The organism is Dermacoccus abyssi (assembly GCF_003515945.1).
Taxonomy (GTDB): domain Bacteria; phylum Actinomycetota; class Actinomycetes; order Actinomycetales; family Dermatophilaceae; genus Dermacoccus; species Dermacoccus abyssi.
On sequence record NZ_QWLM01000012.1, the window covers coordinates 60,598 to 87,229 of the forward strand.

Here is a 26,632-nt window from a genome sequence, read left to right on the forward strand (position 1 = left end):
GCAAGGATGTCCGAGAACACCTCCGCGCGTTCCGACGTGACGAACCTCGAGCGCGAGGGCGAGATCGCTGCCGACTTCCTCGAGAAGCTGCTCGACATCGCCGACCTCGACGGTGACATCGACGTCGAGGTCGACGGTGACCGCGCGTCCGTCTCCATCGTCGACTCCGAGGAGGGGCAGGTGCCCCGCTCGCTCGTCGGTTCGAACGGCAAGACCCTCGATGCGCTGCAGGAACTCATGCGCCTCGCCGTCCAGGCCGAGACGGGTGAGCGCAGCCGCGCGATGCTCGACATCGCCGGCCACCGCGCCGAGCGACGCTCGACGCTGGAGACCAAGGGCGCCGAGGCCGTCGCGCGCGTCAAGGAATCCGGCGAGAAGGTCGAGATGGAGCCGATGAGCGCGTTCGAGCGCAAGGTCGTCCACGACGTCGTGCTGGCCGCCGGTCTCACCTCCGAGTCCGAGGGCACCGAGCCGAACCGCTACGTCGTCGTTCTTCCGAACTGACGTTTCACGTGGAACGACCGGACGTGAACACCCCGGAGGAGCAGCCGACGATCGGTGAAGCGGCTCCACCGCCGCCCACTCCGGATGCCGCGCGAGAGTTCCTCGGTGCGCGTGTCGAGGTCATGGAGCGCTACGTCGCGCACCTGTGTGACACAGGGGTGACGCACGGCCTCGTCGGGCCACGTGAGGTTCCGCGCATGTGGGAACGACACGTGCTCAACTGCGCCGTCGTCCATCCCGGCATTGCGGACGAGAGCGCCGTCGCCGATATCGGCGCCGGGGCCGGACTGCCCGGCTTGGTGCTCGCCATCGCACGGCCGGACCTGCGCTTGACGCTCGTCGAGCCGTTGCTGCGCCGCACCGTCTGGCTCGAGCGCGTCATCGACGACCTCGAGCTCGGCAACGTCGAGGTGGTGCGGGCTCGGGCTGACGAATTGTGGGGCAAGCGTTCGTTCGACGTCGTCACCTCCCGTGCCGTGGCCCGGATAGGCGAACTCGCCCGATGGTCGTTGCCCCTCGTTCAGCGGGGTGGCGAGATGTTCGTGCTCAAGGGTTCGAGCGCGGCTCTCGAACGGGACGAGGACGCCTCGATCCTGCGCAAGCTCAAGGTTGTCGAGGCGGACGTCGAGACGTGGGGCGCCGGAATTGTCGACCCGGAGACCGTCACCCTGCGCCTGAGTGTCGAGGGCGTGGCACCGCAGCTCACCCGGAAGCAGGCTGGAACCGGCCCGTCAACGGCGAAGAAGAAGGCGGCGCGCAGACAGGGTCGTCGCGACTGAGCCCAGTTTTCTTGACGTTGTCCTCAGGTGTGCCGGCTAGCCGGAGCCTGGGGACAACTGCGTTCGGGGCCGTTCGCGAAGGTGACACAATGGGCGGGCTCGTCAACGCGACTTCAAGGAGAAACGGTGACAACGACCGCACCCGTGGGCTGGCCGGCGATCACGCCGGGCGCCGCTGAATCTGCCTCTTCACCGACACCGGTGGGATGGCAGGGGTTGCCGACGTCGGTCGTGGAGAAAGTCGTCGTCGAGACCGCTATCGACCTTGACGGCGCCCCTCGTGATTCACGTGAAACGAGGATGACGAACTCGGAAGGCGCAGAGACAGTAGTGCTCGACCCGCAGAAGCCGGTGCAGGCGGAGGCGCTCGAGCCGATCGCCGAGACCCCTGCTCCAGAGAACGATCCAGATGCCCGACGTGATGTTCCGGCGGCCGATGCTTCAGGCGTCGCGCCCTCCGAGGCGAAGGGCTACGACATTCTCCTCGGGGGCCACGATGTTTCCCGTGAAACACCGCAAGTGGATCAGCCTGCGATGACACAGCAGGACGCCGCTTCGATGCACGGGCTTGAGGAAGTCGCCGTCGAGGACGAGGCCGCGGTGGGTGACGCGGCAACGACCGTCACCGAGGTACCGGCGGCAGATCCGGCCGAGGCGAGCGGGCCCGCCTACGTTCCTCGGCATCACGCGTCGGGGGCCGACATTTCGGCCTCTTCGGAGGGTGCAACGGCACCGGTGTCGACCGAGTCGGCCACCGCGGCCGGCGCCCCCAGCGCACCTGCTTCCACTGACGACGATGCTGCGCAGATCCCGGCCGACACCGCCTTGGCCGCTCAGGCTCTGCCCTCCCGCAAGGCTCGCCGAGCCGGACGTCCGCGGGTGCCGAGTTTCGACCGCGTCACGGACGATGCCTGGCGTGAACAGGAACTGGACGAGGACGAGCCGGCGGTTCCCGTTTATGCCCCTCTCGGGTCGACCGTCACGCACGAGACCTCCGGCCAGGACACGACGACGAGCGAGGAACCCATGGAAACGCCGCTCGCGCAGAGCTCCGACGGGGAGCAGGAGGTCCGGGCCCGCGCGGCCCGCGCCGCCCTCACGGGTGTGGAACGACTTCCGCGTCCGGCCCACCCGCGGGTGCTGACTGTGGCCAACCAGAAGGGTGGCGTCGGCAAGACGACGACCACGGTCAACGTGGCCGCCGCCCTCGCCCAGGCCGGCCTCCAGGTCCTCGTCATCGACATCGACCCCCAGGGCAATGCGTCGACGGCACTGGGCATCGAGCACCACTCGGACGTGGCGAGTGTCTACGACGTCATCGTCGAGGGCACGCCCCTGGCCGACGTCGTCCAGGAGTGCCCGGAGATCCCGGGCCTGTGGTGCGCTCCTGCCACCATCGACCTGGCCGGCGCGGAGATCGAACTCGTCTCGCTCGTCGCGCGCGAATCGCGCCTGCACCGAGCGATCAACGCGCAACTTGCGGCGGCGAGTGACGAAGACCGCTACGACTACGTCTTCATCGACTGCCCGCCGAGCCTCGGTCTGCTCACGGTCAACGCCTTCGTTGCGGCGGACGAGGTCTTCATCCCGATCCAGTGCGAGTACTACGCGCTCGAGGGGCTGAGCCAGCTCCTCAAGAACATCGAGATGATCAAGATGCACCTCAACCCGGGCCTCCACGTCTCGACGATCCTGCTCACGATGTACGACGGACGCACCAACCTGTCCGCGCAGGTGGCCGAAGAGGTGCGCACGCACTTCCCGGACCAGGTGCTCGGCGCCCTGGTGCCGCGTTCGGTGCGAATCTCGGAGGCACCGAGCCACGGCGAGACGGTCATGACGTACGACCCGTCGAGTACCGGCGCTCTCAGCTACCGCGACGCTGCGAGGGAGATCGCGCGGCGCGGCACAGAGGTTCCGGAACCCTCCGGACGTATCGGCCGATGACGCCCACACACCACCCCGCCGGCTCGACCGGCATGTTCGGATCACGAGCCGTGAGCGGTTCGATCGACTCAGTAGGAAGTGGACTGCGATGAACGACAAGCGACGCGGCCTCGGGCGAGGTCTCGGTGCCCTCATCCCCAACGCGACCGAGCCGACACGGGTGACGCGACCCACCGACGTCTTCTTCACCGAGAGCAAGCGCGAGCAGGCTGCTCAGGAGGCCGCTGCGGCCCCCGCAGCCCGTGAGTCGCGCTTCAGCGAGGCCCTCACGCCCCGCCCTTCGTACAACCAGCCGCGCGAGACCGAGCCCCGCACGGCGCCGCGCTCGGCCACGCACCGACGTGATGACCTCGCGGCCGCGGCGGCCGCGGTGACGCAGCCCGCCGGCAAGGCGCCCACCGTTTCACGTGAAACGGAGATCGAGAAGCTCGAGAACGCCACGGCGAGCGAGACGCCGACCGAAAAGGAACAGCCGGAGCTCGCTCCCGTGCCCGGTGCCGAGTTCGCCGAGATTGCACCTGCGCTCATTCGCCCGAACCCGAAGCAGCCGCGGTCGGTGTTCGACGAGGAACACATGGCCGAGCTGGTCCACTCGATCGGCGAGATCGGCGTTCTCCAGCCCATCGTCGTGCGTCCCGTGCCGGCGGAAGACCCCGAGCACGCGACGACACCGTACGAGCTCATCATGGGTGAGCGCCGTTGGCGCGCCTCGCAGGAAGCCGGCCTCGAGGCCGTACCGGCCATCGTCCGTTCGACCACGGACGAGGACCTGCTGCGCGACGCGCTGCTCGAGAACCTCCACCGCAGCCAGCTCAACCCGCTCGAAGAGGCCGCCGCGTACGCGCAGCTGCTCGAGGACTTCGGCTGTACGCACGACGAACTCGCCTCGAAGATCGGTCGCAGCCGCCCGCAGATCTCCAATACGATCCGTCTGCTCAAGCTGCCCCCGGTCGTCCAGCGTCGTGTCGCAGCAGGCGTGCTGTCGGCCGGCCACGCCCGGGCCCTGCTCGGCATGAGCGACCCGGCCGCCATGGAGCGTCTCGCCCAGCGCATCGTCGCCGAGGGCCTCTCGGTGCGTGCCACCGAGGAGATCGTCGCGATCGGTGAGGACAAGAAGCCCCGCCGCACCGCCACGCCGCGGGAGCCCAACCCGGCGCTCGACGACCTCGCGTCGAACCTGTCGGACAAGCTCGATACGCGCGTCGGCATCACGATGGGCAAGAACAAGGGCAAGCTCACCGTCGAGTTCGCCTCCGTCGACGACCTCAACCGCATCATGGACGCCCTCGGGATCGATCGTGGCTGAGCGCAAGAACCCCACGCCGGACGGCGATCTGCCCGAGAACCCCGAAGCCAAGGGCGCTCAGGGGGAGCACCTGAACCCCGACGGCAGCAGTGCCCTCGACTCGACACAGGACGGACGCTTCACCCGCGACGACGTCGCGAACTCCCCGTTCCAGCAGGGCACGGACCCGTTGAGCGACCGGGCGATCGATCGGCGCACCGGTCGTCCCTCGATCCAGCTCATCGTCCTCGCGATCCTGGCCGTCGTATTCGGGTACTTCTTCGTCAGCGACCTCATCAACGGCGAGTGGCTGAAAGCCGTCCTCGGCGCGGCAGTGCTGGGCATCTGTGCGGTCGCAATCACCCGTGAGCTGCGGGGTGGGCGTCCCCGCGACTGACCGAACCATGCCCGCTCGAGCGGGCGAGCGCACCGGCCCCACGTCCGACATCGGGCGTGGGGCCGCTGTGCACACCCGCACAGACACACGGAACATCTGACGAAACACCGGCGACTTCAACCAGTTTCATTCCGCCATCGGCTCTCTGCGCACCGTAGGGTACGGGGCATGGAAGCAGCAGCCGACTTCATTGCGACGATCAACGACAAGTTCTGGTATCTCGTCATCGCCCTGCTCGTGGCTGCGGGCCTCTGGTATTCGGCGCGCACCCTGGTGGTCCAGGTGCGGCTGCTGCCGGAGATGTTCCGAGCCATCAAGGAGAAGCCCTCCGGTGCCGGCGAGAACGACGGGATCTCGGCGTTTCGCGCCTTCACCATCTCCGCGGCGTCCCGCGTGGGTACGGGCAACATCGCCGGTGTCGCGGTAGCCATCGCCATCGGTGGCCCCGGCGCCGTGTTCTGGATGTGGATGCTCGCCATCCTCGGTGGTGCCACCGCGTTCATCGAGTCCACGTTGGCGCAGCTCTACAAGGTGCGCGGCAAGGACGGCTACGTCGGTGGTCCGGCGTACTACATCCGCGAAGGCTTGGGCCGCAAGGGCATGGCCGCGACGTTCGCCGTCGTCATCACCGTGACGTACGGCTTCGTCTTCAACGCCGTGCAGGCCAACTCGATCAGCGCCTCGGTACAGGCCAACTTCGACGACGCCAAGGGCCTGGCCTGGATCATCGGGCTCATCGTCGCCGCGCTGACCGCAGCCGTCATCTTCGGCGGCGTGCGTCGCCTCTCGGCCGTCACGGAGATCATCGTGCCGGTCATGGCCGTCGCCTACGTCGGCGTGGCGCTCGTCGTCGTCGCGATGAACATCGGCGAGGTTCCGGCGATGATCGGCCACATCGTCGGTCACGCCCTCGGCTTCGAGCAGATCACGGGTGCTGCGTTCGGTGCGGCCCTCATGCAGGGCATGCGTCGTGGCCTGTTCTCCAACGAGGCCGGTATGGGTTCGGTGCCGAACGCCGCCGCAACCGCAGAGGTGTCGCACCCGGTCAAGCAGGGTCTCGTGCAGGCCTTGGGCGTCTACTTCGACACGATCATCGTGTGTTCGGCGACGGCGTTCATCATTCTGCTGACGCAGCCCAAGTACGGCGTGAGCGACCCGGAGGGCATCGGACTGACGCAGACCGCCCTCCAGTCGCAGGTCGGATCGTGGGCCGGGCCGTTCCTGTCGATCGTCATCTTCTTCCTCGCCTGGTCGTCGATCCTCGGCAACAGCTACTACGGCGAGGCGAACATCCGCTTCCTCACCGAGTCCAAGCCGGGCGAGGGCCTGCTCACGGCGTTCCGTGTCGGCGTCCTCGTGTGTGTCGTCGGCGGTGCTCTCGGTTCGGTGGCCCTCGTGTGGAACCTCGCGGACCTCGCGATGGGCATCATGGCCACGATCAACCTGCTCGCCCTGCTCCCGCTCGGCGGGCTGTCCGTGGCGCTGCTCAAGGACTTCCTCACGCAGCGTGCCGCCGGCAAGGATCCCGTGTTCGAACGCTCGAGCCTCCCGCAGGCGAAGAACGTCCAGCTCTGGGACGCGCCCCCGGCGCGCAGCGCAACACCCGAGTGATCGGCGCCTGACCTCCGTCAGCGCTCGACACAAAAGACTGCGGCCCCCGTCGATTCGACGGGGGCCGCAGTCTTTGCTGAAAGCGATGATCAGCCGATGAAGGGCTCAAGCTCGCGCAGGAGCTTCGGCTTCGGCATAGCGCCGACGATCGTCTTGACGACCTCGCCGTTCTGGTAGACGTTCATCGTCGGAATACCCGTGATGCCGTACTTGGCGGACGTCGCGGGGTTCTCGTCGGTGTTGAGCTTGAAGACCTCGATCTTGTCGCCGTTCGCGGCGGCGATCTCCTCGAGGATCGGCGCGATGGCGCGGCACGGGCCGCACCATTCGGCCCAGAAGTCGACGAGGACGGGCTTGTCGTTCTTGAGAACGTCAGCCTCGAACGTGGCGTCGGTGGTGGGCTTGGTGGTTGCCATGGGGCATTCCTTCCGGGACGTCGGTCAGTGCTGGTGAAGATAAACGGTGGGGACGACGCGCGTCAGCGCGGCTCGTCCGTGCCCTGCGGCTCTGCGGTGAGGGACGCGTCGGGCTTGGGCTCGCCGGCGGCGTCGAGCGAGGCGAGGAAACGCTCCGCGTCGAGGGCGGCCGAACAGCCGGAACCGGCGGCCGTGATGGCCTGACGGTAGACGTGGTCGACGAGGTCGCCGCAGGCGAAGACGCCGTCGACGTTCGTGCGCGTCGTGCGGTCCTGGACGAGGACGTAGCCCTCGTCGTCAAGGTCGATCTGGCCGGTGACGAGTTCGTTGCGCGGCAGGTGGCCGATGGCGATGAACAGACCCGTGGTCTCCTGCTCGCGCTCCTCGCCGGTGACGGTGTCGCGCAGCGTGACGCTCGAGACCTTGGCGTCGCCGTGGATCGCGACGACCTCGCTGTTCCACGCGAAACGGATCTTCGGATCCTTCTCGGCGCGCTCGGCCATGATCTTGGAGGCGCGCAGCTCGTCGCGGCGGTGCACGAGGGTGACGCTGTTCGCGAAGCGCGTGAGGAACGTGGCCTCCTCGACGGCGGAGTCGCCGCCGCCGACGACCATGATGTCCTGGTTGCGGAAGAACGCGCCGTCACACGTGGCGCACCACGAGACGCCGTGACCCGACAGGCGCTTCTCGTCGGGCAGCCCCAGCTCGCGGTAGGCCGAGCCCATGGCCAGGATGACGGCGTTCGCCTTGTGAACGACGCCCTCACCGTCGGTGACGGTCTTGACATCGCCCGTGAGGTCGACGGCGGTGACGTCGTCACGCACGAGCTCGGCGCCGAATCGCTCGGCCTGGGCGCGCATGTTCTCCATGAGGTCCGGGCCCATGATGCCGTCGGAGAAACCGGGGAAGTTCTCCACCTCGGTGGTGTTCATGAGCGCGCCACCGGCCGTCACGGAGCCCTCGAACACGAGGGGCTCGAGGTTGGCGCGGGCCGCGTAGACGGCAGCGGTGTACCCGGCGGGGCCGGAGCCGATGATGATGAGGTTGCGCACGGCCTGGTCGCTCACGAAAGCTTCCTTCGTCGGTTTGTTGCGGTTCGCGTAGGTCAACGCACTCTATCCGCGCGTCATTCCCCGGCGCACACGCGCGCTCGGCATCAGGTGGAGATGGGCGTCGGCCCCGCCTTGAGGTCATCGGCCTTGCTGCACGTGCGCGAGACGACCCACGCCGTCTTCTTGCCGTCCTTGACCGTGACGACGATGACGGCGGGCTGGCCGTCGTAGGAACCGAAGTCGGCGTACACCTTGTCCGGCGCCTGCGCGAGGCCGGCGTCGACGGCGTCGAGGCAGGACTGTACACCGGTGCCGGTGGCCAGCGGGCCGAGCGACTGGGCGTCGGCCTGCTTGGGCTCGATCGGGGTGCTCGTCGAGGTGGGCAGCGAAGCCGCCTGCGTGGCGAGCGAGTCCGACGTGTACTGCGTCTCGGTCTGGGTGACGCGCACCCGCGAGGCGTAGTTCTGCGTGCCGTCGTTCGCTCCGCTGCTCACCGACGACGACGGGCTCGGGCCGTCAGCGACCTGGGCGTCGTCGTTGCCGCCGAGCGACTTCGAGACGCCGACGGCACCGATGGCGACGGCGGCCGCAGCACCGAGCGCGAGCGCGGCCTTGCCGAAGCCACCCTTCTTGCGGGCACGGTGCGCGTCGAGCGAGGCGACGGAGTGATCACGCTCGGAGTCGGCGCGTGCGGACGTCTCCGCTGCGGGACGCGACGGCGTCACGGACGCCGGGCGCGTGGCGTCGGGGTCGTACTCGGCACGCTGCGCGGATTCGGTGCGGCGCGGACGGGCCGGCAGCGGCACGACGGTGGAGCTGCCGGACGAGGCCCGCTTGCTCTCGTCGAATCCGGAGGCGCGGTCGCCGAACTCAGCCTTGAACGCCTCACGTATACGCGCCTCGACATCGCTGGGCATGGCGAGTTCGGGCCCGTCCTCGGCTGCGCTGCGGCGCAGCAGAGCCGAGATCTCGTCCTGGACGTGTTCGGGTGCGAGGTCGGCGGGCTGCTCGTCCTTCGAGCGGCCGCTGTTGGCCGCCTCCCACTCGTCACGGAAGTTCCGGGTCATCTCGGGCCTCCTTTCTGCTGGGCATACGTTCGCTTCATGGTCTCCGACGCGAGGGTCGGCGCTTCGGTTCCATCACGGTTCGAGAATTTTTCGGAACGTTGCGTGAGGAGCCGGCGAGGCGCGTTCAGGTGACCCCGAGGAGCTCGGCCAAAGCGGTGCGCCCACGGGCGCAGCGGGACTTGACGGTGCCTTCGGCGATGCCGAGTTGTTGGGCGACCTCGGCGACGGACAGGCCCTCCATCTCGAGCAACACGAGGCAGACGCGCTGGCCCTCGGGGAGCTTGTCGAGGGCCTCGCGCACGTCGAGGCGGACGTCGGTCTGTGCGTGTTCGTCGCGTTTGTCGGCGATGTCGTACTCCGGCCACTCCTGCGTGGGCTTGAGCCGGCGTAGTCGATCGAGGGAGGAATTGACGATGATGCGGTGCAGCCACGTGGAGAACTGGGCGTCGCCGCGGAAGGAGTCGATGCGTCGGAACGCAGCGATGAAGCCTTCCTGGACCGCGTCTGCGGCGAGCTCCTGGTCGCGGGTCGTGCGCAACGCCACGGCCCACATCTTGTCCTTGTAGCGCTCGAACAGCACTCCGAAAGCGTCGGCGTTGCCCTCGCGATACGCGTCGACGAGAGCGACGTCGCTCAACTCGCGAAGTTCGTAGCCGTTCACTTCTCTACCGAGACCTCGGAGACGGCCGACTGGTAGTAGGACGTGCCGGGCGCGAGACTCTGCGTCGTGATGAAGATCGTCACGTAGCTTCCCTTCGCAGTGGACGAGATCGTCTGCTGGCTCGTCGCATTCGAGACCGAACCCACCTTCTTGCCCGCGGTGCCGGGCGCGTCACCGACGTAGACGTCGGCGGTGAGCGGCTGGCCCTCGCCCGGCGTGATCTTGATGCTCTTCACGTCGGTCGAGGTGCCGAGGTTGAGTGCGAGGCCACCGTAACCCGGGTAACCGCCCCAGGGGCGGTTGCGATACAGAAGGCTCTTCCATGTTGTGCTGGTGTCACCGTCGACAGCCTGCGCCATGGAACTGGAGTCGTTGACGCGCATGCCGCGCTGATTGACGACGGAGGCGCTCTGGACCTTCACGGGAGTGCCGGCCCGACTGGCCGAGCCCGAGGGCGACGCGCCGGACGACGCAGCGCCCGAGGACGCGGAGGCGGAGTTGGACGCGGCAGGGGTGTCGGCATTACCACCGATGCCGCGGATGCCGAGGACAGCGAGCACGAGGGCACCGATGACGAAGAGCGCGACGATACCGAGCGCGAGCTTGCTGCTGCCCGCGTCGGGGTCGTCGGTGCCGCCGTGGAAACCGGGGACCGGCGGCTCGAGCTCCTCGAACGAGGGGTCGTACGTCGTGCGGTGGTAGGCCGCGTCCTCGTCATCGAGGGAGAACTGGGTGGTCTCGTCGGCGTCGAACTGGACCGGGCGGCCGATCATCGTCGCGTCCGCCGGATCCTGCTCATTCGCCGCACGGGGCGCGGGCTTGCGCGGCAGGGCTGCGCCCGGGCCCTCTGCCCGGGCGCCCGGATCGGTGTCGTCGTCGGCGTTGCTGAGTCGTCGAGCACCCTTGGCGGCGCCCGCGGTGCCTGCGGCGGCCAGGGCGGCCGCGCCGACGGCACCGACGCCGCGTCGGCCCTCACCCTCGGTGCGGTCGGCGGCACGACGCACGGTGAAGTTCTGGTCCTTCTCGTCCTCGTCGCTCGCGGCGTCGTCCGAGCGTCGTCCCTTGCCGGGAGCCGTGATCATCTGTGCCGACCAGGGGGCGAGCTGACGGGCGACCTCGCCTGGCGTGCGCGGTGTCTCGTCGTAGTTGAGCGACTGGCGGCACATCGTGTCGAGGTCGCTCGGGATGCCGTCGACGACCTCGGACGGGGTGGCGATCTGTCCGTCGGCGCGACGCTCGGCCACGGTGAGGCCCTTGAGGCCGGTGATCTCCTCGGCCTTGCCCGGCCACTCGCCCGTGAGCGCGGTGTAGAGCAGCTTGACGCACGCCGCCGCGTCACGCTTGGTGGCCTCGGCGGAGGAGATGTCGTCACGGCCGGCGAGGGCGCCTCCGACGGCCACCTGTGTGACGGCGATGGAACCGTCTGCGAGGCGCAGCACGTGGCGGGGGGAGAGCGTGAGGTGGTGCAGGCCCCGCTGACGCGCGGCTTCGAGGGCGCTCGCAGTCTCACCGACGATGCGGCGAGCCTCCTCCGGGTGCATGGCTTCGAAGCGGACGAGATCTGCGAGGCTGTGCGCGCCCGTGTGGGCCTCCTCGACGACGAAGGAGTGGTCGTCGTCGCTCCCTGCGTCGAGCACGCGCACGAGGCGGTCGTCCTCGACGCCGGCGGCGCGGCGGGCGCTGTCGAGCGCAGCCGCGGCATGGGAGGACTTGGAGCCGAATACCGTGATGGCGACCTCGCGGCCCAGCTTCTCGTCACGGGCGAGCCAGCGGGCGAGCCCGGGCGCGTCCGAGATCTCGGACGTCAGTTCGTACCGGTTTCCCAGCACTGTGCCCTTGGTGATGCCCTGCACTCGAACTCCTCGTCGTCGACGCCATCGATGTCGCTGCCGTCCGTGTACGACGCTGGACGTCGGGTGAGCGCGGGCGACAGCAGGCTCGGCTCATCCTAAGCAAGGGGCCTGACAACCGGCCGGTATCGCGGGGCGTTCGGCGCGCCGAACGCCGGGCCCCGTCGAGCGCGAAGCCCGCCGCCCCGAGGAGGGCCGGCGGGCTTCGAGGTCAGGAACGCTTGAGGCGCCGCGCGACGGGTCCGGTGAGGCTGTTGATCTCCTCCACCCGCAGGCGGTTCGCGACGAACAGGTACACCGCGAGGAAGATCGAGCCGACGACCGCGATCTCGAGGAAGTAACCGAAACGCGACACCGGCAGCGCGTCGTGCAACGGAAGCTGCGCGAGGAAGCCGACAGCCGTGGCGAGCAGTGAGGCGATCGCGAGACGTACGTACGTGCGTACCGTCTCGGACATCGGCACGTGACCAATCTTGCGCTTGAGCAGGACGAAACCGACGGATGCCTGGACGAGGTTAGACAACGTCTGCGCCAGGCCGACGCCGACGCCGACCCAGTGGACGCCGGGCTGGCCGAAGAAGTGGGCACCCTGCAGCCCGGTCCAGTCGGTCAGCGCACGCCCGAAGATCTCCTCGGTGAGGTTGTGCCAGTTGAACCACGGGAGGGTGAGCCCGATGGCGGTGCCGGTGCACAGGATCTGCATCCAGAAGGGCGTCTTGGCGTCACCGTAGGCGTAGAACACGCGCTGGATGATGAGGCAGAGGCTGAACGGCACGAGGCCGATCATCATCGTGATGGCGATCGATCCGATGGCCCACAGGCTCGACTCGACCGGCCCGACCCACAGGCCCACGAGGGGGAAGACGAGGACGAAGCAGCCGAACGTCAGCATGACGGACGCGATACCCGACAGGCGGATACCCGTCGTCATGTCGTCCTTGACCTTCTGCGTCTCGCCGCGACCGGCCGCCACCGACATGCGCGTGAACAGCGCCGTCACGAGGGAAAGCGTGATGAGCGAGTGGGGCAGGCTGAACAGGAGGAAGGCGTTGCTCTGGGCTGCCTTGTTCGGCTGGCCGTCGGGCTGGGAGGAGAGCAGCTGCGTCGTGACGACGAGGCCGATCTGCTGGACGATGACGGCGGCGAAGGCCCATCCGGCCATCGTCGAGGCGCTGCGCAGGCCGACGCCGCGGAACTGGAAGTTCGGCGAGTAGGTGTATCCCGCGCGCTTGAGGAGCGGGATGAGCACGACGGCCTGGGCGAAGATGCCCAACGTCGCGGGCAGAGCCAGCATGATCATCATTTGGGTCGTCATGCCACTGAAGCCAGGCGTGTTGGCGCCGTGCGGGTACATGAGGATGTAGGCTGCGAGGCCCGCAATGATGACGACGTTCGCGAGGGCCGGGCTCCACATGAAGGCACCGAAGCGACCCCGGGCGTTGAGCACCTGACCGAGGATTGTGTAGAGGCCGTAGAAGAAGATCTGCGGCAGACACAACAGGGTGAAGATCAAGGCCACGTGTGCCTTGTCGTCGGTCATGTTGTTGTTGTCGAAGAGGCGATAGACGAGTGGCGCCGCTGCCATGAAGACGACGGTGACGCCCGCCAGGATCATGAATGTCAGCGTGAGAATGCGGTCGGTGTACGCCTTGCCGCCGTCGGAATGCTCGAGCGCACGGGTGATCTGTGGAACGAGGACGGCGTTGATGACACCACCGGCGAGCAGCAGGTAGATGATGTTGGGCAGCGTGTTCGCGACGTCCCACGTGTTCGCCACGCCGGTGCTCAGACCGATGGCGGCCACCGTCATCGAGGTTCGCAGCAAGCCCAGAACGCGCGAGACGAGCGTGCCGGCCGCCATGATGGCCGAACTGCGCAGGATTCCGCCGCGCCCGCCCGTGTCGGCGGCCTGGTCGGCTGCGTTGCCACCGACCTCGCCGGGGGAGGTCTGTGGAAGCGCCTGGGTTGCGGGCGCACCCCCTGTTTCACGTGAAACGCCGGCCTCGCGGCGCGAACGGCTCGAGACGTTGAGCGCGGCGTCGGCGTCGGTGTCCCACGTCTTCTCGGCCTCACGACGCTCGCGGTAGGCGTCGACGTCGGAGCGGGAGATGACCTGCGTGTGGTCGCTGCTCGCGTGGCTTCGACTCTCGTCGAGGTTGCGCAGCCACTGAGCCTCTTGGTCGGCCTCGAACCAGGCGTCGTAGGCCGAGCCGATACTCGTGCCCGCGACGGAGGGCATCTGCGGCACGTGCCGTCGGGCGCTGGATTCGTACAGCGCGCCGAGAGAGCCGGGGCCGTCGTTCGACATGGGCAGGGTGCTCCTACAACTGGATGTCCCGCGCGAGCTCATCGCGTCGGCGGGTGCCCTTCTGCCTGTTGCGCACGAGGCCATAGCAGAAGACGAGCAACGCCACGATACCGAGCACCCAGAAGATCCAGGTACCCGTGGGACGCGCGTTGATCTCGATCTCGGCCCCGTGCTTGTCGCTCTCGCCGAGGCGGACGTCCCCCGGGCCAGTGACCTTCGCGTCGACGCTCACGCGTCCGGCGGCCTGCGCAACCGTGGGGACGCGCACCGACGTCTGTCCCTTGCCGGGGATGTCGACGGCGTCCGGCTGGCTGCGGAAACGCACGGCGTAGGTCCGCGGCGTGAGGTTGACCTCGATGCCGTGGACGGCGCGGGCCAGGCCGTTCTTGACGGTGACGCTGATGGGACCGGAATCGGAGAAGAAGTTGACGCGTGACGGCACGACGGCGATCTGTTGGGGGATGGCGGAGACGGTCGACGACGCGTGCTCGACGAGACCGTCGACGTCGGCCGGGTCGCCGCGCCAGCGGGTGCTCGTCACCTGGTCGAGGTTGCGAGTCCAGGCGGGAACGATGTCATCGCCGTCCACGACGATCTCGGCCATTTTCGTCAGGGTGGCGATGGTCTTGTCGGCAGTCGTGATGTCGCCGGCGTCGAAGGCGGGTGCGGCGACTCGCGGCCACACGGTTTCGGACGGCGGGGCCTGGGGTGTCAGATCGACGACGGGCGCCGAGGTGGATTCCTCGGTACTGAGAGCTGCCGGCTGCACCCAGGGTGCCTGCTCGAGAGCCGAGGCGATCGCCTTCAGCCGACCGACGGGGACGGTCTCGCGCCCGCCCATGATGACGAGCGAGCGCTCGGCGGTGGGCTGCTGCTGGTAGATCGCCAGACTCGATGCGCGCAGCGAGGCAGCGGCCTCGGCGTTGGACACGGACGCGTCGTTGAGCGTGCGGCTCAGCGGTGCGTTGTACCCGACCATCGTCACCTGATTCGTCGTACGTCGTGTCGCCGAGGTGACGGCAGCGACGTCGGTGCGGTCGAGGGAGACGTTCGGGGTGAGAACCACGGGCCGCGAGCCACGCGTCTTCTGCCACGCGGCGGTCAACCGGGCGGTGGAGCCGGCGTCCAGTGGCGCGACAGGTGCCGCGACGACCGTCTCGGACAGTTCGGACAGCTCACTCGAGAGCGGGCGCGAGAGCGAGCGTTCGAGGATCTTCTGCGACCCGGCGGGGCGCCGGGCGCTCGTCAGCGCGGAGAGGTCGGGGTCGCCGTAGGGCGTGAAGGCGATGCTCTGGTTGCCGGGACGCTCGGCGAGCTTGGCCCGCAGGTTCGCCGCCAGTTCGTCGACGCTCGCTGCGGCCTCACTCGGCTGGGTGCCGGGCGACGTGGATCCCGAGTCGGCGGAATCCGTCGACTCCGAACTCTCTGAAGGCTCCGACGTGCCCGAGGAGTTCGACTCCGTCGAACCTTCGCTCGACGGCGATGCGGAGCCGGACGCCGATTCGGACGGGCTCGACGTGCCGTCGGACGTGGGGGAGGCAGACGGTGACGCCGGGCTCGCCTCCGTCGTTTCCTGCTCGGCCGTGGGGAGAGTGCCGTCCTGAGCCGCAGCGGGGTCGAGCACCGTAGGGTCGATGAGCCACGTGACGGGCACGCCAGGGTCGGAGGTGATGAGCCGCTCGATCGTCGAACCCGGACCGATCGCCTTGCGCCACGCCTCGAGGCGTTCCTCGCCGGTGGCCGTGAGGAGCTTCGGGTCGTTCGGCAGGGTGACGGGCACGACGACGGACGCTGACATCCGCGTGAACGTGGCGTCCTTCGCAGCCCACGAGACAAAGCTGTGGAGCCTCGTCGTGGGTCGGCCGGCACCGCGCAGTTCGATACGCAGCGGCAGCGTCGCCATCGTGTAGCTGAGGTCGAGTTCGCTCGAGGTGAGGGACAGCTTCACCGTCTCGGAGGTGCCGGGCGGGATCGTCGGCACATCGGCGTCGGCGGACGCCGACGCTCCGAGCGGTAGCTTTCCCTCCTCCCACCGCTGCTGCGCGGCGAGGGAGTCGAGAGGCCGAGTACCCACACGAGCACGCAGAGTGGCTCCGTCGATGGGCGTGTCACCGGTGTTCTCGACGATGACGCTCACAGTGGTGCCGGAACCCGTCGTCGCTGTGGCCGGAGCGCCGCTCGTCATCCACATCCGGACGTCGCCGTTGGTGACGATTCCGGGCCGTGGGAGCGCGCTGACGTTCGAGCGGAGGCTCGGTGGTGCGGCGCTCACAGCAGGAGCGAGGCCGAGGAGCGCGAGCAGGCAGACGAGGGCCGCCACGAGCGCGTGGGTCGTCGCGGAGCGTGTCATCTGGGGGCCGGAACCGATCAATGTCCGGTGAGCCGGGCCCAGGCGGTGGCTGCGATGCGGCGCTCGTTGGGGAAGGTCAGCTGTTCGTGGGCGCGGTCGAGGCGGAACCAGCGCGCGTCGATGGCCTCGTGGTCGGGGTCACCTTCGATGCTGATCTCTCCGCCGACCGCTTCGAGCAGGTAGTGGTGGACCATTTTGTGGATGCGGAAGCCCGGAATCGAGAACCAGTAGTCGATGACGCCGAGCGTGACGAGGGCGCGGCCCTTGATGCCGGTCTCCTCCTCGACCTCGCGCTCGGCCGTCTGCACGAGCGTCTCGCCTTCTTCGATGTGGCCCTTGGGCAGGCACCACTCGACGCGTCCGGCTCGGTTGTGCCGCGCGATGAGAGCGAGATAGGCCTGCTGGTCACGAACGTCGACGACGACTCCGCCCGCAGAAATCTCCTCCAGCGAGCCCAGGCGTGAAGCCCGCTGCATGCGCGACGAGGAGACGGTCATTACTCCACCTTAACGAGAGCGGCTGGGAAATTCTGGTGCCGCCGGGCCCCTCGATACCCTTGGCCGGTGACGCCTACTCGAGCAGCCTCCGTTCAGCCCGCGCAAAACCGACCGAACGGGTCGGTACCGAGCGGAGCGACGATGCTGGCCGAGGCTGTCTCGCACCTCGAACCGGTCATGCCGATGTTGCGCGAACTGGGTGAACGCTTCACGTCGGCGGGCCACGAGATCGCCCTCGTCGGTGGGCCGGTGCGTGATGCTTTCCTCGCGCGCACGTCGCCCGATCTCGACTTCACGACGTCGGCGCGCCCTGAGGACACCGAGCGCATCGTCGCCGGATGGGCTGACGCCGTGTGGGATCTCGGGCGTGCTTTCGGGACGATCGGCGTCCGTAAGGGCGATTTTCAGGTCGAGATCACGACGTACCGCGCCGACGCCTACGACCGCGAGACGCGCAAGCCGGTCGTCGAGTTCGGCGACTCGCTCGACGACGACCTCGTGCGTCGCGACTTCACCGTCAACGCGATGGCGCTGCGACTGCCCGACCTCACCTTCGTCGACCCGTACGGCGGCCTCGCGGACATGGCGGCGCGGAGTCTGCGCACACCCACGTCGCCGGAGGTCTCGTTCGGTGACGACCCGCTGCGCATGATGCGCGCGGCACGGTTCAGCTCGCAGCTGTCGTTCGACATCGCTCCCGAGGCCTTCGCGGCGATGACGGAGATGGCGGGCTCGATCCGCATGATCTCCGCCGAGCGGGTGCGTGACGAGCTCGTGAAGATCCTCATGTCGCCGGCGCCGCGGCGCGGGCTGACGGCGCTCGTCGACTCGGGTATCTGCGAGTACGTGCTGCCCGAGGTGCCGGCGCTCGCGTTGGAGATCGACGAGCACCACCGTCACAAGGACGTGTACGAGCACTCCCTCACGGTGCTCGAGCAGGCGACGGACCTCGAGGGTCCGCGCGACGTTCCCGGGGTCGAGGAGGCGGAGGTCGTCGAAGGGCCCGACCTCGTGCTGCGCCTGGCCGCGCTGCTGCACGACATCGGCAAGCCGGACACGCGTCGCTTCGAATCGGGCGGCGGCGTCAGCTTCCACCACCACGAGCTCGTCGGTGCGAAGCTCGCACGAAAGCGGTTGCGGGAGCTGCGCTTCGACAAGGACACGATCAAGGCCGTGTGCCGGCTCGTCGAGCTGCACCTGCGCTTCCACGGCTACGGCAACGGGGAGTGGACGGACTCGGCGGTGCGCCGCTACGTCACGGACGCCGGACCGTTGCTCTCACGCTTGCATCTGCTGACGCGCGCCGATTCGACGACGAGAAACAAGCGCAAGGCAGCTCGCCTGCAGGCCACCTACGACGACCTCGAGGCCCGCATCGAGCGGTTGAAGGCCGAGGAGGAACTTGCTGCCGTTCGTCCGGAACTCAACGGGAACGAGATCGCCGAGGTGCTAGGCATCAAGCCCGGCCCGGTGCTCGGCAAGGCCTACCAGTACCTGTTGTCGGTGCGCCTCGACGAGGGCGTCATCGGCAAGGAGGCGGCGGCCGACCGGCTACGGACGTGGTGGGCCGAGCAGCCTGAGTCGCAGGGCTGAAACCGTGTGTTCTTCGGGTGCCGGCCGAGGTCGCGTGCGTAGCGTGATGGCTGCACGTGTCATCTGCTGATGCGAGAGGGAGTGGCGCGATGACGACGGTTGAGGTGGCTTGGCGCGGGCTGGACGACGAGGCGCGTCTCGACGTCGCGTCCGTTGAGTTCGACGCCGACGGCGGCTTCGTCGCCACGGGGCGGCAGTCGACGGAGTGCTACCGCGCCCAGTGGGACCTCGTCGTCGACTCGGCGTGGCGCACGCGCCTGTTCACCGTCGACGTCGAGGGCTACGAACCGTCGTCAGCGGCCGAGGAACTCGACGACCCGAACGAGTCCGGAGGCTCGCTCGAGCCGGTGTGGCAGCGCCACCTCAACCTGTGGCGTCGTGACGAAGGGTCGCGCTCCGTGTGGCGGTGCGAGAGCGGCGAATCCGGTGATGTACCGGGCGATTTCGGCCCGATCGGCATCGCAGATGACGCGCTGGAACTCTTCGTCGAGGCCCTCGACGTCGATCTCGCGGGGTGCCCGCTGACGAACACGATGCCGATCCGCCGGCTCGGCGTGGACGCGGCCGGCGTCGGGGAGCGTCCTATCACGACGGCGTGGGTGTCGTTGCCCGACCTCGCCGTCATCCCGTCGGCGCAGGTGTACTCCTCGGGCCCCGAGGGACTTTCGGACATCGCGTCGGCCCTCGACGATCGCGTCGTCTCCGTCGTGCACTACCGCTCGGCAACGCGTGAGGTGAGCGTCGACCTCGCCGTCGACGCTCACGGCCTCGTCGTCACCTACCCCGAACTCGCGGCGCGCATCGACGTCGACTGACCCGCTCTCGGTTGCAGCGTGACCACGTCTGAAGCCCGGCCGCTGGTGCGGCCGACGTCTCTCGTGCTCAGTCCGCCGGCGTCGAGCGTGCGGCGGACGCCGTCGGATTCCTCGTCGTAGAGCTCCTCGGGCAGATCGCGGCTCACTTCTCCTCGATCTTCACGCTCGTGATCGTGTGCTTCTTCACGGGCGTGCCTTCCTGCGAACCGTCCTGGTTGCCGTCGGCCTCGATCTTCTTCACAACGTTCATGCCCTTGCTCACCTGGCCGAAGAGCGTGTACTGCGGCGGCAGTGCCGTGCCGGAATCGCCGGTGACGATGAAGAACTGCGAGCCGCCCGAGTTCGGCTGACCCGTGTTCGCCATCGCGATCGAGCCCTCCTTGTACTCGCCCTGCTGCGGGAACTCGTCCTCGATCGTGTAGCCCGGCCCGCCCGTGCCGTCACCCTTCGGGTCGCCGCCCTGCGCCATGAAGCCCGGAATGACGCGGTGGAAGCTCACGCCGTCGTAGAAGTGGTAGCGGGAGAGAACGACGAAGTTGTTGACGGTCTTCGGTGCCTTCTTCGCATCCAGCGTGATGACGACATCACCGGCGTCGGTCGTCATCGTCGCGGTGTAGGTCTTGTTCGCGTCGATGCACATGGGCGGGGCGTCCTCGAAGCTCTGCTTCTTCTGCGCGGAACCGTCGGCCGGCGGGCACTGCGTCGACGCACTCGCACTGCCCGAGCCTCCCGAACTCGACGAGCCCGACGACGAGTCGTCCTTGCCGCATCCGGCGAGAGCGAGCGAACCGGCGAGCAGGCCGAGGGCAACGGTGCGGCGGGACAGCGAGAGGTTCATGCTGCGCAGGGTACTTCGCCGACGCGCGGGGGCGCCGAGAACTGCTGGGGCGACGACGTGTCGGGGCGGTCGCCGATCAGTCGACCGTCACGAGGTGCAGTAGCAGGCCCGCGTGACGCTCCGTTGCGCGGCGGGCCTCACGCAGCACCGCGAGCGGATCGTTCGGATCGTTGTTCGTCTCCGCCGACGACACGACCGACAGGCCGACCATCTCCATGCCGCGCTCGCGGGCTGCAAGGGCACCCAGCACGGTCGACATCCCGACGCAGTCCGCCCCGGCGTTGCGCAGCATCTTCACCTCGGACGGGGTCTGGTACTGAGGCCCGGGCACGAACGCGAAGCACGCGTCACGCAGCGACGGCTCGTGCTCACGGGCGAGTTCGGCAAGGTTCTGCGACCACATGCCGCGCAGATCCGCGAACTTCGCCGAGCCGACGAGCGGCGTCGCGAACGTTGGGTTGAGGTGGTCACGAATGATGAGCACGGTGCCGGGGGCGATGTCGTCGCGCAGCGAGCCGCAGTCACTCGTGAACACGACACGCTCGGCGTTGAGTGCCGCCGCAACCCGAATGGGGTGGACGACGGCGTGCACCCCGTACCCGTCGTAGAGGTGCGCTCGCCCGGTCTGGACGAGGACGTGGCGCACATCGCCGGCCACGTCGTCGGTATCGTCCGAACCGATCCGCACGAGGAGAAGTTCGGCACGGTTGTTCTCAGCCACGGGCTCGACGAAGCCCGGCACGGACGGTGCGTCGGCACGCCACAGCACCTCGACCGACGTCTCTGCGTCGATGTTTCCCGTGAAACCGTCGGCGTCGCTCTCGTCTGCGGCGGAAGTCCCCGTCAGCGCGTCCAAGGCTCCGCGCCATCCCGTGCCCAGGATGAGGAGAGCGTCGACGTACTCGACGCCGGAGGCGGCCCGAATGTAGGCGGCGGCCGAGTCGGCCAGCGTCATCGCGGCGTTGAACTCCGCGGCCGCGTCGGTGGGCCAAGAGGGCAATCCGTGGGTCTGGCTCTGCGTCATGTCTTCAACGTAGCGCGGCAGCGTGCGCACAGGAGGACTCCCCGGCGGACTCCGGATGTATCGAACCGAGACATTGCGTGGTGCACAATGGACGGCGATACCTCTGGCCGCACATGTGTTCGGCCTGTTCTGGAAGGAACGCCCATGCGTAAGTCCCTGTCGATGGCGGCCGTCGCCGTCCTCACCACGTCGCTCACCGCCTGCAGTGCGACGGGTGGCCGCAAGGCCGAGGAGCAGGCGTCGATGGACGCCGGCAAGGCCACGACGCCGCGCATGACGGTTGCGCTCATCACGCACTCCGGCCCGGGCGACACGTTCTGGGACATCGTCCGCAAGGGCGCCGAGGACGCGGCGGCCAAGGACAACGTCAAGCTCGAGTACACGGCCGACCCCGACGGCCCGAAGCAGGCGAACCTCGTGCAGCAGGCCATCGACAAGAAGGTCGACGGCATCGCCGTCACCCTGTCGAAGCCTGACGCTATGAAGAGCGCCGTCGACGCCGCCCGCACGGCCGGCATTCCGGTCGTCGCCCTCAACGGTGGTCTCGACGACTGGAAGAAGATGGGCGTCGAGAGCTACTACGGCCAGGACGAGAAGATCGCCGGTGAGGCCGCGGGCGACAAGCTCAAGTCCGGTGGCGCGAAGAAGGTTCTGTGCGTCATCCACGAGCAGGGCAACGTCGGCCACACCGACCGCTGCGCCGGTGTGAAGAGCAAGTTCGCGCAGACGGAGAACTTCTACGTCAACGGCAAGGACATGCCGAGCGTGCAGAGCGCCATCACGAGCAAGCTGCAGCAGGACAAGACGATCGACTCCGTGCTCGCCCTCGGTGGTCCGTACGCGATGACGGCGACGAAGTCGGTCAAGGAATCCGGTTCCAAGGCCAAGGTGTTCACGTTCGACACCTCGAGCGAGGTCATCGGCGCGATAAAGAACGGCTCCGTGCAGTGGGCTGTTGACCAGCAGCCGTACCTCCAGGGTTACCTCGCCGTCGACTCGCTGTGGCTGCGCAAGAACAACGGCAACATCGTCGGTGGTGGCCAGCCGGTGCTCACCGGCCCCGCGTTCATCGACAAGAACAACGTGGCCGACGTGGAGAAGTACGCCAAGAGCGGTCGCCGCTGATCCTCACCCGGACGCATCACGCCTGACGATGCCCGCCGCACCTCACGTCGAGGGCGGCGGGCATCGTCGTGGGTGAGGCTCGACGGGTTCGACGTCTCGCCTGCGCCTTGGGGTGTGACGCGTCCACAGTTACTCGTCGGTGGGACGCGCGGGTAACCGATCGGCTCTGCGACGATGCCAGCATGGCCGCCCAACACATCGCCTCCGACCTCGTCGCCAACGTTCACTCCGTCGCGGTGCGCGTCGGGCAGAAGGTCGAGGCCGGTGAGGAGCTCGTGCTCCTCGAGTCGATGAAGATGGAGATCCCGGTCGTGCCCGAGGAACCCGGCACGGTCGTCGAGATCCGCGTGGAGCCCGGTGACGTCGTGCAGGAAGGTGAAGTGCTCGTCGTCCTGCAGTGACACCGGCCGGGAGGCCGACCCGCTGACGACGAAATGTATCGAGTCGATACACGCGTGACCTACGATGAAGGACGGCGAGGGCGCCCCTTCGCCATGCCGCACATCCGAAAGGGAGTTCCGCGTGTCGACTCCTGCCACTTCGAGCGACTCGTCGAGCGCTGCCGACGACCGGGTGAGGAACCGCCACGTTCTGGCGCGATACCTCTCCCGCCCCGAGATCGGCTCGCTCTTCGGCGTTCTCGCGATCGCCCTGTTCTTCCTCATCGTGGCCGAGCCGTTCCGCCACATGGCGAACACCGGCACGATCCTCTACCAGGCCGCAACCATCGGCATCATGGCCGTGCCCGTCGCGCTGCTCATGGTCGCCGGCGAGTTCGACCTCTCCGCAGGTGTCGCCGTCACGACCGCCGGAATGTCGGCGTCGTTGCTCGCCTGGTACTTCAACTTCCACGTGTGGGCCGCCGTCGGGCTGAGCCTCCTCATCGCGCTCGCGATCGGCGCGATCAACGGTTTCATGCTCAACCGCAGCGGGTTGCCGAGCTTCCTCATCACCCTGGCGACGTTCTTCGTCCTCCAAGGCGTCAACCTCGGTCTGACGCGCGCCGTCACCGGCGGCGTGGCGAGCAACGACATCAGCGACATGGCCGGCTTCGACTCGGCGAAGGCGATCTTCGGAGCGTCGTTCTCGATCGGCCCCGTCAACATCAAGATCCCGATCATCTTCTGGATCATCCTCACCGTGATCGCCGCGTTCGTCCTGCTGCGCACCAAGATCGGCAACTGGATCTTCGCCATCGGTGACGACGAGAAGGCCGCTCGCGCGGTCGGCGTGCCGGTGTGGAAGGTTCGCATCGGCCTCTACATGTTCATCGGTTTCTGCGCCTGGCTGTCGGGCATGCACCTGCTCTTCGCGTTCAACCGCGTCCAGTCCGGTGAGGGCATCGGCAACGAGTTCATCTTCATCATCGCCGCAGTCGTCGGTGGCTGCCTGCTCACGGGCGGCTACGGCTCGGCGGTGGGCGCCAGCCTCGGTGCGCTCATGTTCGGCATGACGCAGCTCGGCATCAACTACGCGGGCTGGAACCCCGACTGGTTCAAGGCGTTCCTCGGCGTCATGCTCCTCGCGGCCACGCTGCTCAATACCTTCGTCAAGCGAAAGGCGGACTCACGATGATCCGCATCAAGACGGGGCAGCCCGAGAAGCCCGGCAAGGGTAGTGCCGGCGGCGAGCCCGCCGAGCGACCCGGAAGTCTGCCGGTCGACGGCACCGACGCGACGAAGCGCGACGCCGTTTCACGTGAAACTGCCGAGACGCCCGCGGAGCGTGAGAACGCGCTGATCGACTCGACGCCGGCTGGCCGGGCGACGAGCGACGACGTCGCCGATCCCGACGCGCTCTTGCAGCTCCTCGACGTCGGCAAGGCGTACGGGAACGTCGACGCACTGCGCGGCGTCGACCTCACCGTCCGCCCGGGCGAAGTGACGTGCGTGCTCGGCGACAACGGGGCCGGTAAGTCGACGCTCATCAAGATCATGTCGGGCCTGCACGACTACACGTCGGGCACGATGCTCGTGGCCGGCGACGAGCGGCACTTCAGCTCGCCGCGCCAGTCGCTGGCGTCGGGTATCGCAACGGTGTATCAGGATCTCGCGCTCGCTCCGCTGCAGTCGGTGTGGCGCAACTTCTTCCTCGGCAACGAGTTGACGCGCGGCCCGTTCGGCGTGCTCGACATCAAGAAGATGAAGGCCATCTGCGGCGAAGAGCTGACGAAGATGGGCATCGTCATCCCCGACCTCGACCGTCCGGTCGGTGGGCTTTCGGGTGGTCAGAAGCAGTGCATCGCCATTGCGCGTGCCATCTACTTCGGCGCGAAGGTCATCATCCTCGACGAGCCGACGGCGGCGCTCGGCGTCAAGCAGTCCGGCGTCGTGCTCAAGTACATCCAGGCGGCCCGCGACGCGGGCCTGGGCGTCGTCCTCATCACGCACAACCCGCACCACGCCTACCTCGTGGGCAACCACTTCGTCGTGCTCAAGCTCGGCCGTGTGGCGCTCGACGCGTCGAAGGACGAGGTCAGCCTCGACGAGCTGACCGCCCAGATGGCCGGCGTCTCCGAACTCGAGGCCCTCGAGCACGAACTGCGCAAGGACGACGTCACGGTGAGCACCTCACCCCTCGACGTCGACTGACGCCCCACACCGAAGCGCCCCGGATCGCTCGGCGATTCCGGGGCACTCGTGCGTTCGGGCCGCCGGCGTCAGCGCAGCACGTGCGAGTGGGCGAGGACGAAGTTGCGCTCGTCGTAGCCGTACGCGCCCGCAACGGCCGAGAGGATGCCCGAGAGCGGGTCGTGCTCGTGGCGGATGACGACGAACTCGTCCACCCGCGTCAGGGTCAGCCGCGGCCAGACGCCGAGGCTCGTGCCGCCGTCGATGGGGATGATGACCTGCGTCGAGCCGTTGCTCACGCGCAGTTCCGAGGCGGGCACAGGCATCGTGCCCTGCGTGCCCGTGGCGATGAGGACGCGGTTCATCGGCTGCGTGAGGTCGATCGTCAGGGTGTTGGCGCGGGCCGCCACGGTTGAACCGTCCTGCAGCGCCAGCAGGTCGAACCCGCGCTGACGCACGCGCCACTCGACCGTGAGGTAGCCGATGCCCGACGCCAACCGGTCGAGCGCCACGACGCGGTGCAGCTTCACGGTGCGCCCACCGACGAGGCTGATGCCCTGTGGCGGCCGCGACGGTCGACGGCGCGCAGGCACGACATCGACACTCTTGCGTCCAGTGTTGTGCCGGGGCGCAGCCACTGAACTGCTCGACGCAGGGGACGGCTCGCTGCCGCCCCACGACCCACCGAGGCTCTGCGTGGGCGCCGCGCTCGGTGCCTCCGCCTCGATCTCACCCGTCTCGACGCGCTCGCCCTGCTGACTGTCGGACAGATGCACCGGGCTCGGCTCCGCGCTGATGACGCGCAACCACGCGCCGTCAGGGTTGCCGAGCTGCGCGTCGGGGACGTCGCTCGGACGCGCGGCTGCCTCGGCGCCTGCGGCGGCACCGGGGCGGGCTGGGGTGAGGGCTCGTGACGCGCCGCGTCGCCCGAGTTGTAGCCAGGAGGGGGCTGCAGCGTCACAGCCGGCTCCCCGCCTGCTGCAGCGCGCCGTCGAGCCCGGCCTCGAAACCACGCGCCGAGACGTTGACGCGCCACCCGTCACCGTCTCGTACGACCTCGGCGACGGCGGCCGCCGTCACCGGACCGATGGCGCGCGCCAGGTTGTCCGTGCGCGCGATCTCGCGGCCGGACGCGTCGTCACGGAACGTGATCGACAGGTCGCTGACCTCGTCGAGGGTGCGCTTCGACGCGTTGGCTCGCGGGTGGACGAACGCAAGCACGACGACGCGCTCGACGTCCGCGGGCGCCGCGGCGAGGTCGACCTCGACCACGCCGTTCGACGCTCCGAGCCGCGTCGTCTCGTCCGGCGTGGCCGGCTGGTTCGAGTGGACGACGTGCTCGCGGCTCTCGACGCGGTCGCGCACGAGCGGCATGGCGGCCAGCCCGATGCGCTCCGACAGCGCCGTCTCGGTACCCGTGTTCCAGCGCACGTCGATCGACAGCACGCGCACACCCGCGTCAGGCCCGAGCGGGAGGCCGTCTCCGGGAGCCAGATTCGTCGTGTCAGCCATGTCCGAACTTCTCCTCGAGGAACGCGCCCTGGATCTCCAGGGCGTCACGGGCACTCTCGATCGAACGCTTCGCAGCCGACGCCGCGACGCCCTCGATCGTCGTCAGTTGCCGGATGAGCATGTCCTGCGCCCCGCTGACGCCGCGCGCGGCCAGGTAGGCGTTGATCGTGTCGGGCACGTGGGCACTCGCGGTGCGCTCCAACGTGACGAGCGTCTGCACGTCGAGCAACTTGGCCGACGGGTCGCCCACGACGTCCTCCAGGTGGTCGCCGATGAGCCGGCACAACACCATGGCCCGCCCGGGCACCTGACTGCCGAGCGAACGCAACCACCGCACGTACGGCACGAGCGCAGCACCGACGGCTTCGACGGTGCCGGGCGTCGGGCCGCTAGGGCGCTGCGGTTCGTCGCGCGAGAACCACCCCACGTCA

General features: G+C 68.3%; 25 protein-coding genes. 12 read left to right on the plus strand and 13 right to left on the minus strand.

What is annotated here, in order from left to right; translation table 11 throughout:
* Positions 1-6 precede the first annotated feature (6 nt).
* The 6 genes from D1832_RS10695 (at position 7) to D1832_RS10720 (ending at position 6,523) form a co-directional block, all read left to right on the plus strand.
* Positions 7-504 (plus strand): Jag family protein, encoded by a 498-nt coding sequence (locus D1832_RS10695; RefSeq protein WP_047310862.1) that lies wholly within the window; start codon positions 7-9, stop codon positions 502-504.
* A gap of 23 nt (positions 505-527) precedes the next feature.
* Positions 528-1,283: a 16S rRNA (guanine(527)-N(7))-methyltransferase RsmG gene (gene rsmG / locus D1832_RS10700; protein WP_241510978.1), complete on the plus strand. Its 756-nt coding sequence runs from the start codon at positions 528-530 to the stop codon at positions 1,281-1,283.
* 702 nt (positions 1,284-1,985) lie between these two features.
* Positions 1,986-3,230: a ParA family protein gene (locus tag D1832_RS10705; protein WP_415557238.1), complete on the plus strand. Its 1,245-nt coding sequence runs from the start codon at positions 1,986-1,988 to the stop codon at positions 3,228-3,230.
* 88 nt (positions 3,231-3,318) lie between these two features.
* Entirely contained in the window at positions 3,319-4,536 is a 1,218-nt protein-coding gene (locus tag D1832_RS10710; RefSeq protein ID WP_118913938.1) for a ParB/RepB/Spo0J family partition protein, read from the plus strand.
* Positions 4,529-4,912, plus strand: a complete 384-nt coding sequence (locus D1832_RS10715; RefSeq protein WP_118913940.1) for a sulfite exporter TauE/SafE family protein — start codon at positions 4,529-4,531, stop codon at positions 4,910-4,912. The genes D1832_RS10710 and D1832_RS10715 overlap by 8 nt, the downstream gene beginning before the upstream one ends.
* Before the next feature lie 168 nt (positions 4,913-5,080).
* Positions 5,081-6,523: an alanine/glycine:cation symporter family protein gene (locus D1832_RS10720; RefSeq protein ID WP_118913942.1), complete on the plus strand. Its 1,443-nt coding sequence runs from the start codon at positions 5,081-5,083 to the stop codon at positions 6,521-6,523.
* A gap of 89 nt (positions 6,524-6,612) precedes the next feature.
* Here D1832_RS10720 and trxA read toward each other — a convergent pair whose 3' ends face one another.
* The 8 genes from trxA to D1832_RS10760 form a co-directional block, all read right to left on the minus strand.
* The gene (trxA, locus tag D1832_RS10725; protein ID WP_047310866.1) at positions 6,613-6,939 is read right to left on the minus strand and encodes a thioredoxin; all 327 of its coding nucleotides are present in this window, start codon (positions 6,937-6,939) and stop codon (positions 6,613-6,615) included.
* A 62-nt stretch (positions 6,940-7,001) separates the two neighbouring features.
* Positions 7,002-8,006 carry a thioredoxin-disulfide reductase gene (gene trxB / locus D1832_RS10730; protein WP_118914013.1) on the minus strand — a complete coding sequence of 335 codons (1,005 nt, stop codon included), beginning with the start codon at positions 8,004-8,006 and terminating at the stop codon, positions 7,002-7,004.
* Between the two features lie 89 nt (positions 8,007-8,095).
* On the minus strand, positions 8,096-9,058 hold the full coding sequence (locus tag D1832_RS10735; protein WP_118913944.1) for a hypothetical protein: 963 nt from the start codon (positions 9,056-9,058) through the stop codon (positions 8,096-8,098).
* Between the two features lie 124 nt (positions 9,059-9,182).
* Positions 9,183-9,719 (minus strand): RNA polymerase sigma factor SigM, encoded by a 537-nt coding sequence (sigM, locus tag D1832_RS10740; protein ID WP_118913946.1) that lies wholly within the window; start codon positions 9,717-9,719, stop codon positions 9,183-9,185.
* A complete protein-coding gene (locus D1832_RS10745) occupies positions 9,716-11,572 on the minus strand; it encodes a protein kinase family protein (protein ID WP_118913947.1) in 1,857 nt (618 codons plus the stop codon). Before D1832_RS10745 ends, sigM begins: the two co-directional genes overlap by 4 nt.
* Positions 11,573-11,780: 208 nt before the next feature.
* A complete protein-coding gene (gene murJ, locus D1832_RS10750) occupies positions 11,781-13,877 on the minus strand; it encodes a murein biosynthesis integral membrane protein MurJ (RefSeq protein WP_182434759.1) in 2,097 nt (698 codons plus the stop codon).
* Between the two features lie 13 nt (positions 13,878-13,890).
* Positions 13,891-16,227 carry a DUF6049 family protein gene (locus D1832_RS10755; protein ID WP_118913951.1) on the minus strand — a complete coding sequence of 779 codons (2,337 nt, stop codon included), beginning with the start codon at positions 16,225-16,227 and terminating at the stop codon, positions 13,891-13,893.
* Positions 16,228-16,244: 17 nt separating this feature from the next.
* Entirely contained in the window at positions 16,245-16,724 is a 480-nt protein-coding gene (locus tag D1832_RS10760) for an NUDIX hydrolase (protein WP_047310871.1), read from the minus strand.
* 141 nt (positions 16,725-16,865) lie between these two features.
* On the opposite strand from D1832_RS10760, the gene D1832_RS10765 reads away from it, so the two are divergent.
* Positions 16,866-18,317 (plus strand): CCA tRNA nucleotidyltransferase, encoded by a 1,452-nt coding sequence (locus D1832_RS10765; protein WP_118913953.1) that lies wholly within the window; start codon positions 16,866-16,868, stop codon positions 18,315-18,317.
* An 89-nt stretch (positions 18,318-18,406) separates the two neighbouring features.
* The gene (locus D1832_RS10770; RefSeq protein WP_118913955.1) at positions 18,407-19,132 is read left to right on the plus strand and encodes a putative glycolipid-binding domain-containing protein; all 726 of its coding nucleotides are present in this window, start codon (positions 18,407-18,409) and stop codon (positions 19,130-19,132) included.
* A gap of 142 nt (positions 19,133-19,274) precedes the next feature.
* Here D1832_RS10770 and D1832_RS10780 read toward each other — a convergent pair whose 3' ends face one another.
* Positions 19,275-19,970, minus strand: a complete 696-nt coding sequence (locus tag D1832_RS10780) for a peptidylprolyl isomerase (RefSeq protein WP_118913957.1) — start codon at positions 19,968-19,970, stop codon at positions 19,275-19,277.
* Between the two features lie 76 nt (positions 19,971-20,046).
* The gene (locus tag D1832_RS10785; RefSeq protein WP_147362682.1) at positions 20,047-20,994 is read right to left on the minus strand and encodes a phosphorylase family protein; all 948 of its coding nucleotides are present in this window, start codon (positions 20,992-20,994) and stop codon (positions 20,047-20,049) included.
* Positions 20,995-21,138: 144 nt separating this feature from the next.
* Between D1832_RS10785 and D1832_RS10790 the strand changes: the two genes are divergently transcribed.
* The 4 genes from D1832_RS10790 to D1832_RS10805 all read left to right on the plus strand — a co-directional run bounded on the left by D1832_RS10790 (position 21,139) and on the right by D1832_RS10805 (position 24,710).
* Entirely contained in the window at positions 21,139-22,119 is a 981-nt protein-coding gene (locus tag D1832_RS10790; protein ID WP_118913960.1) for a sugar ABC transporter substrate-binding protein, read from the plus strand.
* 182 nt (positions 22,120-22,301) lie between these two features.
* A complete protein-coding gene (locus tag D1832_RS10795; protein WP_118913962.1) occupies positions 22,302-22,520 on the plus strand; it encodes a biotin/lipoyl-binding carrier protein in 219 nt (72 codons plus the stop codon).
* A gap of 121 nt (positions 22,521-22,641) precedes the next feature.
* Positions 22,642-23,694 (plus strand): ABC transporter permease, encoded by a 1,053-nt coding sequence (locus D1832_RS10800; protein ID WP_047310877.1) that lies wholly within the window; start codon positions 22,642-22,644, stop codon positions 23,692-23,694.
* Positions 23,691-24,710 (plus strand): ATP-binding cassette domain-containing protein, encoded by a 1,020-nt coding sequence (locus tag D1832_RS10805; protein ID WP_118913963.1) that lies wholly within the window; start codon positions 23,691-23,693, stop codon positions 24,708-24,710. The genes D1832_RS10800 and D1832_RS10805 overlap by 4 nt, the downstream gene beginning before the upstream one ends.
* A 68-nt stretch (positions 24,711-24,778) precedes the next feature.
* On the opposite strand, the gene D1832_RS10810 is transcribed toward D1832_RS10805, so the two are convergent.
* From D1832_RS10810 to D1832_RS10820, 3 genes are read right to left on the minus strand one after another with little or no spacing between them, the layout of a single operon-like run.
* Positions 24,779-25,702 (minus strand): hypothetical protein, encoded by a 924-nt coding sequence (locus D1832_RS10810; protein ID WP_147362683.1) that lies wholly within the window; start codon positions 25,700-25,702, stop codon positions 24,779-24,781.
* A complete protein-coding gene (locus D1832_RS10815) occupies positions 25,647-26,201 on the minus strand; it encodes a TerD family protein (protein ID WP_118913967.1) in 555 nt (184 codons plus the stop codon). Before D1832_RS10815 ends, D1832_RS10810 begins: the two co-directional genes overlap by 56 nt.
* Positions 26,194-26,628: a hypothetical protein gene (locus D1832_RS10820; RefSeq protein WP_118913969.1), complete on the minus strand. Its 435-nt coding sequence runs from the start codon at positions 26,626-26,628 to the stop codon at positions 26,194-26,196. The genes D1832_RS10815 and D1832_RS10820 overlap by 8 nt, the downstream gene beginning before the upstream one ends.
* Between the last annotated feature and the right edge of the window lie 4 nt (positions 26,629-26,632).

What these genes read in the sequence shown, in the direction of transcription:
- D1832_RS10695 (WP_047310862.1), top strand. Translation starts at nt 7, where the DNA reads ATGTCCGAGAACACCTCCGCGCGTTCCGACGTGACGAACCTCGAGCGC.
- D1832_RS10710 (WP_118913938.1), top strand. Translation starts at nt 3,319, where the DNA reads ATGAACGACAAGCGACGCGGCCTCGGGCGAGGTCTCGGTGCCCTCATC.
- D1832_RS10720 (WP_118913942.1), top strand. Translation starts at nt 5,081, where the DNA reads ATGGAAGCAGCAGCCGACTTCATTGCGACGATCAACGACAAGTTCTGG.
- trxA (WP_047310866.1), bottom strand. Translation starts at nt 6,939, where the DNA reads ATGGCAACCACCAAGCCCACCACCGACGCCACGTTCGAGGCTGACGTT.
- D1832_RS10735 (WP_118913944.1), bottom strand. Translation starts at nt 9,058, where the DNA reads ATGACCCGGAACTTCCGTGACGAGTGGGAGGCGGCCAACAGCGGCCGC.
- murJ (WP_182434759.1), bottom strand. Translation starts at nt 13,877, where the DNA reads ATGTCGAACGACGGCCCCGGCTCTCTCGGCGCGCTGTACGAATCCAGC.
- D1832_RS10755 (WP_118913951.1), bottom strand. Translation starts at nt 16,227, where the DNA reads ATGACACGCTCCGCGACGACCCACGCGCTCGTGGCGGCCCTCGTCTGC.
- D1832_RS10760 (WP_047310871.1), bottom strand. Translation starts at nt 16,724, where the DNA reads ATGACCGTCTCCTCGTCGCGCATGCAGCGGGCTTCACGCCTGGGCTCG.
- D1832_RS10765 (WP_118913953.1), top strand. Translation starts at nt 16,866, where the DNA reads ATGCTGGCCGAGGCTGTCTCGCACCTCGAACCGGTCATGCCGATGTTG.
- D1832_RS10770 (WP_118913955.1), top strand. Translation starts at nt 18,407, where the DNA reads ATGACGACGGTTGAGGTGGCTTGGCGCGGGCTGGACGACGAGGCGCGT.
- D1832_RS10780 (WP_118913957.1), bottom strand. Translation starts at nt 19,970, where the DNA reads ATGAACCTCTCGCTGTCCCGCCGCACCGTTGCCCTCGGCCTGCTCGCC.
- D1832_RS10785 (WP_147362682.1), bottom strand. Translation starts at nt 20,994, where the DNA reads ATGACGCAGAGCCAGACCCACGGATTGCCCTCTTGGCCCACCGACGCG.
- D1832_RS10790 (WP_118913960.1), top strand. Translation starts at nt 21,139, where the DNA reads ATGCGTAAGTCCCTGTCGATGGCGGCCGTCGCCGTCCTCACCACGTCG.
- D1832_RS10795 (WP_118913962.1), top strand. Translation starts at nt 22,302, where the DNA reads ATGGCCGCCCAACACATCGCCTCCGACCTCGTCGCCAACGTTCACTCC.
- D1832_RS10805 (WP_118913963.1), top strand. Translation starts at nt 23,691, where the DNA reads ATGATCCGCATCAAGACGGGGCAGCCCGAGAAGCCCGGCAAGGGTAGT.
- D1832_RS10815 (WP_118913967.1), bottom strand. Translation starts at nt 26,201, where the DNA reads ATGGCTGACACGACGAATCTGGCTCCCGGAGACGGCCTCCCGCTCGGG.